Source organism: Mesorhizobium sp. WSM4850, from assembly GCF_055811735.1.
Map to the genome: position 1 here is coordinate 5,000 of NZ_JBVVPV010000071.1, position 12,510 is coordinate 17,509.

11 protein-coding genes are annotated in these 12,510 nt (G+C 65.8%); 4 read left to right on the plus strand and 7 right to left on the minus strand.

The window, feature by feature from the left end; genetic code table 11:
• Window positions 1-129: 129 nt before the first annotated feature.
• The 5 genes from AC0L2Z_RS33120 to AC0L2Z_RS33140 form a co-directional block, all read right to left on the minus strand.
• Window positions 130-1,068: an ABC transporter substrate-binding protein gene (locus tag AC0L2Z_RS33120; RefSeq protein ID WP_473630385.1), complete on the minus strand. Its 939-nt coding sequence runs from the start codon at window positions 1,066-1,068 to the stop codon at window positions 130-132.
• A 78-nt stretch (window positions 1,069-1,146) separates the two neighbouring features.
• Window positions 1,147-2,145: an ABC transporter permease subunit gene (locus AC0L2Z_RS33125; protein ID WP_473630386.1), complete on the minus strand. Its 999-nt coding sequence runs from the start codon at window positions 2,143-2,145 to the stop codon at window positions 1,147-1,149.
• Complete coding sequence (locus AC0L2Z_RS33130; RefSeq protein ID WP_473630387.1) at window positions 2,142-3,686, minus strand: sugar ABC transporter ATP-binding protein; 1,545 nt, start codon at window positions 3,684-3,686, stop codon at window positions 2,142-2,144. Before AC0L2Z_RS33130 ends, AC0L2Z_RS33125 begins: the two co-directional genes overlap by 4 nt.
• Window positions 3,683-5,062 carry an FGGY-family carbohydrate kinase gene (locus AC0L2Z_RS33135; RefSeq protein WP_473630388.1) on the minus strand — a complete coding sequence of 460 codons (1,380 nt, stop codon included), beginning with the start codon at window positions 5,060-5,062 and terminating at the stop codon, window positions 3,683-3,685. Before AC0L2Z_RS33135 ends, AC0L2Z_RS33130 begins: the two co-directional genes overlap by 4 nt.
• Window positions 5,059-5,841 carry a DeoR/GlpR family DNA-binding transcription regulator gene (locus tag AC0L2Z_RS33140; RefSeq protein ID WP_473630389.1) on the minus strand — a complete coding sequence of 261 codons (783 nt, stop codon included), beginning with the start codon at window positions 5,839-5,841 and terminating at the stop codon, window positions 5,059-5,061. The genes AC0L2Z_RS33135 and AC0L2Z_RS33140 overlap by 4 nt, the downstream gene beginning before the upstream one ends.
• A gap of 199 nt (window positions 5,842-6,040) precedes the next feature.
• On the opposite strand from AC0L2Z_RS33140, the gene AC0L2Z_RS33145 reads away from it, so the two are divergent.
• From AC0L2Z_RS33145 to ggt, 4 genes are all read left to right on the plus strand, one after another.
• On the plus strand, window positions 6,041-7,084 hold the full coding sequence (locus tag AC0L2Z_RS33145) for a class II aldolase/adducin family protein (RefSeq protein WP_473630390.1): 1,044 nt from the start codon (window positions 6,041-6,043) through the stop codon (window positions 7,082-7,084).
• 1 nt (window position 7,085) lies between these two features.
• On the plus strand, window positions 7,086-8,372 hold the full coding sequence (locus AC0L2Z_RS33150; RefSeq protein ID WP_473630391.1) for an FGGY-family carbohydrate kinase: 1,287 nt from the start codon (window positions 7,086-7,088) through the stop codon (window positions 8,370-8,372).
• Window positions 8,369-9,223: a TIGR01459 family HAD-type hydrolase gene (locus AC0L2Z_RS33155; RefSeq protein ID WP_473630392.1), complete on the plus strand. Its 855-nt coding sequence runs from the start codon at window positions 8,369-8,371 to the stop codon at window positions 9,221-9,223. Before AC0L2Z_RS33150 ends, AC0L2Z_RS33155 begins: the two co-directional genes overlap by 4 nt.
• A 128-nt stretch (window positions 9,224-9,351) precedes the next feature.
• On the plus strand, window positions 9,352-10,938 hold the full coding sequence (gene ggt / locus AC0L2Z_RS33160; protein ID WP_473630393.1) for a gamma-glutamyltransferase: 1,587 nt from the start codon (window positions 9,352-9,354) through the stop codon (window positions 10,936-10,938).
• On the opposite strand, the gene AC0L2Z_RS33165 is transcribed toward ggt, so the two are convergent.
• Together AC0L2Z_RS33165 and AC0L2Z_RS33170 are read right to left on the minus strand one after the other, a co-directional pair.
• Window positions 10,932-11,735, minus strand: coding sequence for an ABC transporter ATP-binding protein (locus AC0L2Z_RS33165; RefSeq protein WP_473630394.1), 804 nt, complete (start codon window positions 11,733-11,735; stop codon window positions 10,932-10,934). The genes ggt and AC0L2Z_RS33165 overlap by 7 nt on opposite strands.
• Window positions 11,732-12,493 carry an ATP-binding cassette domain-containing protein gene (locus tag AC0L2Z_RS33170; RefSeq protein ID WP_473630395.1) on the minus strand — a complete coding sequence of 254 codons (762 nt, stop codon included), beginning with the start codon at window positions 12,491-12,493 and terminating at the stop codon, window positions 11,732-11,734. The genes AC0L2Z_RS33165 and AC0L2Z_RS33170 overlap by 4 nt, the downstream gene beginning before the upstream one ends.
• Window positions 12,494-12,510: the final 17 nt, after the last annotated feature.

Here is a 12,510-nt window from a genome sequence, read left to right on the forward strand (position 1 = left end):
CCCACCCTGTTTCTCCCGTTTGTGCCCCCTCCTCCTCAACAACTTGTCGCCGGTGTTTTTATAAAAATACTTATTTAAAAACTGGGGGGCGCCCCCCCCCCCCCCCCCACCAGCCTTGGGAGGCTTTAGCTAGCGAGCCGCGGTCCAGCCCTTATAGTCCTTCAGGTTCTCTGCCGTGATCAGCTGCGGGTCGAGCAGCACCGTCGCCTCGGCCGGCTTTTTGCCGGCGAGCACTTCAGCTGCCATCTGCAGCGATTGGCCGGCCATGACGTAAGGATCCTGCGAGGCCGAGGCCTTGATCATCGAGGTGCCGGAAGAGAGTTCCTTCTCGATGTCGGGCGCGCCGTCGACCGCGGTAAAGATGAACTCCGAGCGGTTGAGCTGCTTGGCCGCAAGCTGGGCGCCGATCGCCGTCGGGTCGTTGATGGCGAACACCGCGTCGATCTTGTCGAAGCGGGTCAGCAGCGACTGGAACACCTTCAGGCCGCCGTCGCGCGAGCCTTCGGCATTCTGGTCGTCGGAGAGGATCTTGATGTCCGGGTGTTTTGCCAGCACGTCCTTGCAGCCCTTCACCCGCTCCAGGATCGACGACGATGCAGGGCCGTTCAGGATGACATAGTCACCTTTGCCACCGGTTTGGTCGACCAGGTACTGGCAGGCCGCTTCGCCGGCCTTGACGTTGTTGGTCATCACGGTGACGTCGGCGCCCGGCGCCGAAACGTCGAACGCGGCAACCACGATGCCTGCCGCCTGCGCCTTCTTCACCGCCGGCGCGATCGCCTTGGCATCGACGGCGTTGAGCATGATCACGTCGACGCCGGCGGCGATGAACGAGTCGACCTGCGAGACCTGCTTGTTGAGGTCGTAGTCGGCCGATACCGACGTCACCTCGACATTCGGGTTGATCTTCCTGGCCGCGTCCTCGACGCCCTTGATGGTGGCGACGAAGAACGGGTTGCCGAGCAGGCCGACCGAGATGCCGACCTTGTTCAGATCCTTGGCAGAAGCCGGTGCGACGGCGACCGCCGCGAGGGCAACGCCGCAGAGCAATTTAGCGATGGTCTTCATTCTTTTCCTCCTGATGCCCCGCGCCTCTCACGGTGCGTTACATGAAACCGGGTCGTTGACGCCGGCGACTAAGGTCAATCACGTTCTTGCTCCTGCCTGGAGCCTGTAGCGGTCGAGGGCGACCGCCACGATGATGACCAATCCCTTGATGATGTACTGCCAAATGTCCGAAACACCGGCCAGGATGAGCCCGTTGGAGAGCACCGCAATGATCAGGCCGCCGATCAGCGTGCCCCAGATCGAGCCGACGCCGCCGACGAAGCTGGTGCCGCCGAGAATGACTGCCGCAATGGCGTCGAGTTCGTAGGACTGCCCAAGCTGCAGCCCGTTGGCCGCATAGAGCCGGGCCGCCGACATGGCGCCGCCAAGGCCGGCGAGAAGGCCTGAAACGCCATAGACGAAGAGCAGCACCAGGGGCACCTTGATGCCGGTGAGGCGGGCGGCCTCGGCATTGCCGCCGACGGCATAGATCCAGGTGCCGAGCACGGTGCGCTTGAGCACCAGCCAGGACAGCACCACGACCGACAGAGCGATGATGACCAGCCAGGGGATGCCGAACAGCGACCCGTTGCCGATGAAGTCGAACGGCAAGTCCGAGTTGAACACCGTGGTGTCCTGGCCGAGCAGGCGGGCGACGCCGCGCACGGCGGTCAGCGAACCAAGCGTGACGATGAAGGGCGGCAGCTTGATGTAGGCGACGAGCAGCCCGTTGATGACGCCGAAGCCGAGGCCGACCAGAATGGCCGCCGGCACGCCGAGCATGCCCCACTCCGGCACCAGCGACACCATCACCGCCACCATCGCCGAGGCGGCAAGAATGGAGCCGACGGACAGGTCGATGCCGCCGGTCAGGATGACGAAGGTCATGCCGGCGGCGAGCACGATGTTGATCGACGACTGCTGGGTGACGATCAACAGGTTGGTCTCGGTGAGGAAGCGCGGGTTCATGATCTGGAAGCCGGCCGCCAAAAGGATCAGGACCGGCAGCATGCCAAGCGCGGCGAAGGCGGTGCGCAGCCGCCGGCTCCTGCCGACAGTCTGGTCACCCGCACTCATCCCGGTTGCCTTATGGGTCATCCCTTGGCCGCTCCCGTTGCGAGTTCCATGATTGCCTCCTGACTGAGCGGCTGGCCTTCGGATGCGGTCACCTCGCCAGCGATAGTTCCGTCGCGCATCACCAGCACGCGGTCGGCGACGCCGATCACCTCCGGCAGTTCGCTGGAGATCATCAGGATGGCGATGCCCTTCTTGGCGAGATCGTCGATCAGCCGGTAAATTTCCGACTTCGCCCCGACATCGACGCCGCGGGTCGGTTCGTCGAGGATGAGGACCCGCGGCTCGGTTTCGAGCAGACGGGCGAGCAGCACCTTCTGCTGGTTGCCGCCCGACAGCGAGCCGGCATTGGCCTGCACCGACCTGGTGCGGATAGAGAGGTCGGAAACGGCCTTGGCGGCGCGCCTTTCGGCCGTGGCGAAGTCGCGCAGGCCGCCGGCCTGCGCGTCCCTGGCGAGCACGCCCATGCTGATATTGTCGGAAATCGACATGTCGAGGAACAGGCCGAGTTCCTTACGGTCTTCGGTAAGATAGGCGATGCCGGCATCCAGCGCCTCGCGCGGCGAGCCGATGGCTATCGGCTTGCCGTCGAGTTCCAGCGTGCCTGACGTGTGCCTGTCGGCGCCGAAGATCAGCCGCGCGAGTTCGGTGCGGCCCGAGCCGACCAGGCCCGCCAGCGCCAGCACTTCGCCCTTGTGCAGGTCGAAGGAGCAGCCTTTCAGGAGATTGCCGTTCGACATGTCGCGCACCGACAGTGCGATCGCGCGCTTGCTGTCCGGCGGGCGGTGATCCTTCTTGTAGAATGCGGACAGGTCACGGCCAACCATCATCGAGACCAGGCGCGTGGCGTTCAGATCGGCGCGTTCGAGCGTGCCGACATAGCCGCTGTCGCGCAGCACGCTAACGCGGTCGGCAAGCTGGTAGACCTCTTCCATGCGGTGGCTGATGTAGATGATGGCGATGCCCTGCGACTTCAGCGTCGCAATCACCTCGAACAGCCTGTCGGTCTCGCGCGAGGTCAGCGAGGTCGTCGGCTCGTCCATGACGATGATGCGCGCGCTGGTCGACAGCGCGCGGGCGATCTCGACCATCTGGCGCTCGCCGAGCGACAGGCTGGAGACAAGGGCGCGCGCCGAGAAGGAGACGCCGAGCCGTGCGATGATTTCCTTGGCGCGTCGATTGCATTGGTCGCGGTCGACGATGCCGAACCGTCTCGGCTCGTTGCCGAGGAAGATGTTCTGCGCGACCGTCAGGTTGGGCGCCAGCGACAGCTCCTGGTAAATGACGGCAATGCCGTTGGCGCGTGCCTTGATCGGGTCGCCGGTCGCGACCGGTGTGCCGTCGATCAAGATGTCGCCGCCGGCATCTGGCCGATAGGCGCCCGACAGCACCTTCATCAGCGTCGACTTGCCGGCGCCGTTTTCGCCCATCAGCGCGTGCAGTTCACCGGCGTGGACGGTCAGCGATACGTCCTGCAAGGCGCGAATTGGGCCGAACGTCTTGGAGATGTGCCGCATCTCCAGCACTGGCTGGCGCACGGTTTCGATCCGGGCAGCGGCGGTCATCGCGCGCCTCCCGCTGCGGCATCAGCGACGCCTCGGTCGGCGGCGAGACCGCGCCAGCTATCGCGATAGAAGGCAAGCCCGGTGAAGCTCGAGGCGCGTACGGGCTCTGGCGCCTCGGCGGCAAATTCGCGTCCAACACTCTCGAAGGCCAGAGCCGCTGCTCCGGTGGCGCTGCCCTCCAGCGTGGCGCCCTGCATGAAGGCCTGGCCGGGACGCAGCTGCGCCAGCAGGCTGGCAAGCAGGCCGCCACTGTTCAGCCCGCCATCGACGATCACCGTGTTGTTCGAATGGATCAGGTCGAGACACAGATCGACCATCAGCGCGACGTAGAGCAGCGCCACGGCCGCGCGCTCATCCGCGGTTGGTGCGCGCCCGACCAGTTCGCCGCGATGGCCAGGCATCGGCCCGCCCGCCGCGAAGCTCGGCAGCGCCATGATGCAGGCGTCGATCACCTGCTGTACGGCTGAGGGGGTGATCGCGCCCTGCCAACCGTTGCTGATCGTCGCGAACTCACGGCCGCCCATGAAGCGGACGGTCGGCACCGGGCCGCCATCGACATCGACATTGACCAGCATGTCGCGATCGCGATCGAGCGCGTCGAGCGGGCAGTCCGGATTGAGCACCACAACCCAGGTGCCGGTCGAGACGACGGTGACCGGACCAAGCGCCTGCCGACGATAGGCATGGAGCGCCGCATTGCTGTCATGGACACCGGTGTGGATGGCGATCGGCCGCGCCGCCTCGCCGAAGCGCTGCTCGCCGATGACCGCGCCGGCACGCTCGAAGGCGGGCATCTGGCCGCGCCATCCCTCGGCGTCGACCAGCGTGGAGAAATCGCGCTTGCGCGGCGCCCACAGATGCGAGTGGCAGCCGAGATAGGACACCTCCGAAACCGCCCGGCCGCCAAAGCGCCAGCTCCAGTATTGGGGATAACCGAGGATCGATTTGGCGGCGGCGAACACGCTTGGTTGCACCGTCTGCAGCCACAGCATGTGGCGACCATAGTTGAAGCCGAGCGGCAGGCGCGGCGAGAAGGTCTCGGCGAAATCCGGAATGCGGCGATCGATCTGCGCGGCAATCTCGGCCGGCGGCTCCTGCTCGTAGTCGAGTATCGGATGCGTCAGCGCCGCATCGTCGACCAAGGCAAAGGTGCAGCCATGGCCCGAAACCATCAAGCCCTCTATGCCATGGATGTCGACCGCCTCGCCGACGGCGCGCGCCGCCCAATCGTGAAGCGCTGCTTCGTCGAGCACGCTGAAGCCGCCTTCGCGCGTCCAGTTCGGCTGGGTCCGGCGCTCACCTAGAATCTGCCCGTCCTGACCGAAGACGAACAGCTTCGAGTTGGTCTTGCCGAAGTCGAGGACAGCCACCTTCACTGGACGGCTCTTGAGGCAGAGGCGATCCGCACCATGACGCCGGCGTTTTCGAGCATGCGTGCGTCGGCATCGGAAAGGCCGTCATCGGTCACCAGCGTCCCGATGCGCGACAACGGCAGCGCGACGTTGCGCGCGTGGATCGACAGTTTGCGGCTGTCGGCCAGCACCACGATCTGGTCGGCGCAGAGACTGAGTTCGGCGATGGAGCGGACCAGCAGCGGATGCGATTCCAGCACGCCCTCCGGGCCAATGCCTTGCGCGCCTAGAAAGAACTTCGATGCGTAGAAAGGCACGGACTGGGTGAGCGAATGGATGATGCCAGGCTCGCGATGCAGTTCGCCGCCGGCAACGGTCAGGCTGCAATGGCCGTGGTCGCTCAAATAGGCCACGAGCGGCATCGAGTTGGTAAAAAGCCGGATGTTGCGGTCGGCGAGCTTGGCGCCGAGATGGAAGCAGGTCGAACCGCCATGCACGATGACGGCGTCGCCATCGCGCACCATGGTCGCCGCGAGAGCGGCGATCTGCCGCTTGGCTTCGACCGCGAGATCGCGGTTCTCGTCGTAGGACCTGGCAGAGGCGACGCCCGCCTGCGCAGCGCCATCGAGCGCCGAGATGCCGCCATAGACCTTGCGTGCTTCGCCTGCCTCGTCGATCTTGTCGATGTCGCGCCGCACCGTCGCAGCCGACACGCCGAGCCGCTCCTGCAGCTCGCGCACCGAGGCGAAGGGGCGATCCCGCAACAGCTCGACGATCTGACGCTGGCGGCCGGAGTCGCTCAACGGATACCCTCCCGAAATGCCATTTTGCCACGGCAATTGGTGCAACTTACTCAACAGAGATCAGATTGCAAGCTTGATTTGGTGGGATAAGATCACTATTGACGTAACTTACTCGCCGCTGCGATACCAGCGTCACTCGCTGTCCCGGCTACGGGGATCCAAAGCCGTGGCTAGGCGGTCGGTTTGTGAAGGAGTTTCGATGGCAATCAATGCGGATGCGCAGGAATTGGCTGCTTTGCGGTCGCTTTCGGCCAGCATCGGGCGCGACCCGCACTTGACCCAGGCCGCGGGCGGCAACACGTCGCTGAAAGCCGGCGACACGCTCTGGATCAAGGCTTCCGGCACCTGGTTGAAGGACGCGCTCGCCGAGGACATCATGGTCCCGGTGGCGATCTCGCCGCTGCTCAGGGCTGTCGAACGGCGCGACCCGGCCGCCGATCAGCCACAGGGTTTCGCCATCGAGGCGCTCAACGCCCGCAAGCTGCGTCCTTCGATCGAGACCACGGTTCACGCGCTGATGCCGCAGCGCGTCGTTCTGCATGTCCATTGCGTCGATACCATTTCGCTTGCCGTGCAGGCCGACTGCGAGGCTCAAGTCGCCAAGCGCCTGGACGGCCTCGAATGGGCGTATGTCCCCTATCGCCGGCCGGGCCTGCCGCTTGCCCAGGGCATTGCCGAGCGCCTTCGGCCTGGTGTCGATGTGCTGATCCTTGCCAATCATGGCCTGGTCGTCGCAGCCGAAACCGTCACCGGCGCCGAGGCGCTGCTGCGTCGCGTCACAGGGTTGCTGGCGCGGCCGCCCCGCGAGGTGGCGGAGCCAGACATCGCGGCATTGACGACGCTCATCGGACGCACCGGTCACAGGCTGCCGGCGGATGTCGAAGCGCATGCCGTCGCGATCGATCCTGACAGCTGCCGCATGGCGTCGGGAGGCAGCCTCTATCCCGATCACGTCATCTTTCTCGGCCAGGGTTCGGTCGTGGCGAGACCCGGTGAGGATGTGATGCGTGTCACCGAACGGTGCGGCACGGCACCGGTGGCGATCCTGTTTCCCGGGCTTGGGGTGTTGATGCGCGGCGACGCCAGTCCCGGCGCCGATGCCATGCAACGCTGCCTCGCCGACGTGACGGCGCGGGTCGACGTCGCGGCGAAGCTGAACTATCTGACCGCCGCCGAGAACGACGAACTGATCAACTGGGACGCCGAGCAGTATCGCCAGAAACTCAATGCAGCCGGCGGCTGAGATGGCGTTGTCAACCGGCCCAGTTTCGATCGGTATCGACATCGGCACATCAGGCGCCCGCGCCGTCGCCATGCGGCAGGACTTTTCGATTGCCGCGCGTTCCGCCGTTCCACTCGACAGATTTGGCCAGAACGCCCGCGACCCGTCCGCATGGTGGTCAGCGGTCGGCGCGGCGCTGGCGGAACTGCTTTCGGGCATTGATCGCGCGGCGGTGCGCTCGATCGCCGTCGACGGCACTTCCGGCACGCTGCTGCCGGTCGACGGCGCCGGACGACCGCTGGCTGAGCCGTTGATGTACAACGACAAGGTCGACGACGACGCCATTCTGGCGGTGATCGCGCGCGAGGCGCCGGCCGCGAGCGCAGCCCGTGGGGCGACGTCCGGTCTCGCCAAGGCGCTGTCGTCCCAGCGCCAGCCCGGCGTCGCCGCGGTGCTGCATCAGGCCGACTGGATCGCGGCACAGTTTTCCGGCCGCTTCGACATCAGCGACGAGAACAATGCCTTGAAAACCGGCTACGACGTCGAGGCCCGCCGCTGGCCGGACTGGATCGCGGCGACCGGCATGCGCATGGGATTCCTGCCTGGTGTCGTCAAGCCGGGCGATGTCACGGGAAAGCTCACCGCGAGCGCAGCGGACCGGTTCGGCCTGGCGCGCGACGTCGCCGTGGTCGCCGGCACGACGGATGGCTGCGCGTCGTTCCTGGCGACGGGGGCTGCGGCAGTTGGCGACGGCGTCACCGCGCTGGGGTCCTCGCTGACCATCAAGATACTCTCCGACCGGCCGATCTCGGCGCCGCAGTTCGGCATCTACAGCCACCGGCTGGGAGATGCCTATCTGGCGGGTGGTGCGTCGAATTCGGGCGGCAAGGTGCTGGCGCAGCATTTTTCTCTCGCGCGCATCATCGAATTGAGTGCGGCAATGGACCCCATGACCGAGACCGGCCTCGACTATTATCCGCTTCCCGCGGTTGGCGAACGCTTTCCCGTGGCCGATCCTGCTCTGCCGCCACGCCTGACGCCGCGGCCGGCCGACGACGCCGACTATCTGAAAGCCATGTTCGAGGGCATCGCGGCGATCGAGGCGCTCGGCTATCGCCGGCTTGCCGAACTCGGCGCCCCCCGATTGACGTCGATCAGAAGTGTCGGCGGCGGTGCTGCAAACGCCGCCTGGACCGCGATCCGGCAGCGCAAGCTGGGTGTCGATTTTCTGCCGGCGCTCTCGGACGAGGCGGCCGCCGGCACGGCGCGGCTGGCGCTGATGGGCGCAATCGCAGCGGGGCTGTTGTGAGCACGAAACCAGTCGACCATCTCGACGGCATCGGAGCGCTGGTCGAGCGCTATCAGGTGTTCCTGCTCGATCAGTTCGGCGTGCTGCACGACGGCACGAACCCCTATCCGGGCGCCGTGGAGGCGTTGTCGGCGCTGAAGCGAGCAGGCAGGACGATCGTGCTGGTCTCGAATTCCGGCAGGCGGGCGCGGCCCAATGAGGCCCGCCTGCTGAAGCTCGGCTTCGAACCAGGAAGCTGGGATCAATTTGTCTCTTCCGGCGAGATCGCGTGGCGGTCCTTCCACGAAATGGCGATATCGGGAAAGCTGCGCCCAAGCACAAAGTGCCTGCTGATCAGCCGCGAAGGCGACCGCTCGGCGATTGAAGGCCTGCCTTTCGTGTTGACCGGGGGCGGCGACGATGCCGAGCTGGTGCTGATCGCCGCCAGTGAGGGCGACCATTACGATATCGAGCACTATCGCCGGCTTTTTGTGCCGGCAGCGATGCGGCAGGTGCCGTGCTTCTGCACCAATCCCGACAAGATCATGCTGACGGCAGTGGGGCCTCGCTTTGGCGCCGGCCAGCTTGCGGATCTCTACGAGAGCCTCGGCGGTAGCGTCACCCGCATCGGCAAGCCCTACACGCCGATCTTCGACGCCGCGCTGGCGCTGGCGGGCAACCCGGACCGCAGCAGCGTGGTCTGTGTCGGCGACAGCGTCGAACACGATGTCGCCGGTGGAATTGGTGCCGGCGTGGCGACCGCGCTGGTCTTGTCCGGGATATTGGCGGATACCCGTGACCTGGCAGAGCTTTTCGACAGTCTGGATGCCTACCCCGATTACACCACGGACAGTTTCAGATTCGCTGATTGAGATCGGCAGCTTCCGAGGGTTGGGCGCTGCCATGGTGATCGTTCCGTCGTTGGTGCTGCTTTCGGTGGCGCAGCCCTTTGGCTGCTGTTGCCAGTTCACATCCGGTTGGTCGGAGGCTATTGAACTGCATGCGTGATTTTCAACTCCCCGGACGGTCGCCGGTTCGTGCGACGGAAGCGATGGCCGCGACATCGCACCCGCTGGCGACGCTGGCGGCGATCGAGATGCTGCGGTCCGGCGGCAATGCAATGGACGCGGCCGTGTGCGCGGCGGCGGTGCAGGCGGTGGTCGAGCCGCAATCGACGGGTATCGGCGGCGACTGTTTCGTCCTCTATTGTCCCAACGGTCAAGGCGAGGTTCTGGCCTTCAACGGCTCAGGTCGCGCACCTGCGGCAGCAGAGGCGCAGTGGTATCTGGACAAGGGGTTCGACGAACTGCCTGAGTCCGGTCCGCACGCGGTCACCGTGCCGGGCGCCGTCGACGCGTGGTGCCGGCTGCTCGATGATCACGGCAGGAAGGGCATCGACGCCGCGCTCGCACCGGCCATACGTTACGCCGAACAGGGTTATGTCGTCCAAGACCGCGTGGCCTTCGACTGGGCTGAAAGTGCCGGATTGCTGGCCGCCGACGAACATGCCGCGCGGATATTTCTGCCGGATGGAAAGGCGCCGCTGGCCGGCGAGCTGCACCGGCAGCCGCAACTGGCCGAGACCCTGCGCATTGTCTCGCGCCGTGGCCGTGCCGGCTTCTATGAAGGCGAGGTCGCCGACGACATGGTTTCGCGTCTGCGCGCGCTTGGCGGGCTGCATGCGCTCGAGGATTTTTCGGCGACGAAGGGCGACTATGTCAGGCCCGTCGGCACATCCTACCGAGGTTACGACATTCATCAGATGCCGCCGAACAACCAGGGGCTGACGGCACTGATCATGCTGAACGTGCTGTCGGGCTTCTCGCTCGGTTCGCTGGAACCGAACGGCGCCGAGCGCTTTCATCTCGAGATCGAGGCGGGGCGGCTTGCCTATCAGGACCGCGACAATTTCATCGGCGACCAGAACCAGGTCCATGTCCCCGTGCAGCAGTTGTTGTCCAGATCCCATGCCGACCAGCTTCGCGCCGAGATCGATCCGGCGCGCGCAATGACGCATCTGCCACGCCTGGAGCTTCAGCCCAGCGATACCGTCTACATCTCGGTGGTCGACCGCGACCGTAATGCGGTCAGCTTCATCAACTCGACCTTTGGTTCGTTCGGCAGCGGCGTGGTCGGCCCCAGGACCGGCGTCGTCCTGCAGAATCGCGGCAGCAGCTTCCGCCTGGCGGCGGACCACCCAAACCGCATCGCACCGGGAAAACGCCCGATGCACACCATCATGCCGGGCATGGTGACAGCCAAGGGCAGGGCAGTCATGCCGTTTGGCGTGATGGGCGGCGGCTACCAGCCGTTCGGCCATGTCCATTTGCTCACCAACATGATCGACTTCGGCATGGACCCGCAGGAGGCGCTGGATGCGCCACGCGTGTTTTACCGACAGAACACTGTGGAGGCCGAGCGTGGCGTTCCGGCCGACGCGATCGCCGGCCTGCGCGAGCGAGGTCACGACGTGTCCGTCCCAACCGAGCCGCATGGCGGCGGCCAGCTGGTGCTGATCGACTGGGACAAGGGTACGCTTACCGGCGCGTCCGATCCGCGCAAGGATGGTTGCGCGCTGGGTTACTGACGGTCCGCTGCGCCCTGCGTGCTGGTCCTGTTCAGTTTTGGCGCTGCCGCCACCAGCGCCTTGCCGATCGCCGACTGCGGGGTACCGATGACCGCGCGGGCGTTGCCGCTTTCGGCGACGCGGCCGGCATCGAGAATGACGACACGATGGGCGATGGCGCTGATGACGCCGAGATCATGCGAAATGAACAGATAGGCGATCCGTTGCTCGCGTTGCAGATCAAGCAGCAATTGCAGGATCTGCCGGCGCACCGATACGTCGAGCGCGGACACCGCCTCGTCGAGGATGATCAGCGACGGGTTTGGGGCGATGGCGCGAGCGATCGCGATGCGCTGGCGCTGGCCGCCCGAGATCTCGTGGATGGCACGAGCGGCGAGATCAGCGCTCAGGCCGACGCGCTCGAGCAGAGCGGCGATGCGGCGCGGGCGTTCTGATCGGGCTGCGATGCCATGGATGCGCAAGGGATCGTCAAGCACACGCGCCACGCTGGCGCGCGGATTGAAGGCGGCGAGCGGGTCCTGGAAGACCATTTGCACGCGCGCGCGCCGGGCGCGCAACGCAGTATCGTTCAGGGACAGGAAATCGCCACCTTCGAACTCGATGCGGCCGGCGTCCGGTTCGGTCAGCCGCAGCAGCAGCCGCGCGACCGTCGACTTGCCGCTGCCGGAAGGGCCGGCCAGCGCCAGCGTCTCGCCGGCCTCGATATGAAAGGAGACATCATCGACGGCGGCTATTGCCTTGCCGCCGCGACGATATCGTTTGGTCAGGCCGGAAACAGCCAGCAATGGACTGCTCACCGCGACGCTCCTGACTGCTGCAGCAGCGGTTCGGCGTCGAGGCCGAGATGGGCGTTAAGCAGCGCTCTTGTGTAGGCGTGGCGCGGACTAGCGACGATCTGCGCCGTCGTGCCGAGCTCGACCAGCTCGCCGTGCCGGAACACGGCGATGCGCTCGGCCAGCTCGGCGGCCAGCGCGATGTCGTGGCTGACGAACAGCAGCGTCATGCCGTCCTCGGCCACCAATTGCCGGATCAGCGCGACGATCTCGGCCTGCACGATGGTGTCGAGCGCGCTGGTCGCCTCATCGGCGATCAGCAGTTTCGGACCGGCCGCAATCGCCGCGGCGATCGCCACGCGCTGCTTCTGGCCGCCGGAAAGCTGGTGCGGGTAGGCGCGCAAGGCGGCGTCCGGGTCGGGCAGGCGGACGCGTTCGAGCAGGGTTTTTGCCTTGGCATAGGATTGCGACCAAGTAAGACCGAGATGCGTGTGCGCGACTTCCGCGATCTGCTCGCCGACTGCCATTACCGGATCGAGGCTGGCCGACGGGTCCTGGAAGACGAAGCCGATGTCGCGACCTCCGAGGGGGGTGCGGGTGGGTTTGGCGGCGGATTTTAGAGGCTTGCGTTCTGTGAGACCCCCCTCTGTCCTGCCGGACATCTCCCCCTCAAGGGGGGAGATTGCGCTCTCAACTCCGCCTTCGCCATTCTCCAAGGTTGCAGGAGGGGACCCAACAGCGAAACTGCCAATCTCCCCCCTTGAGGGGGAGATGTCCGGCAGGACAGAGGGGGGTGCCT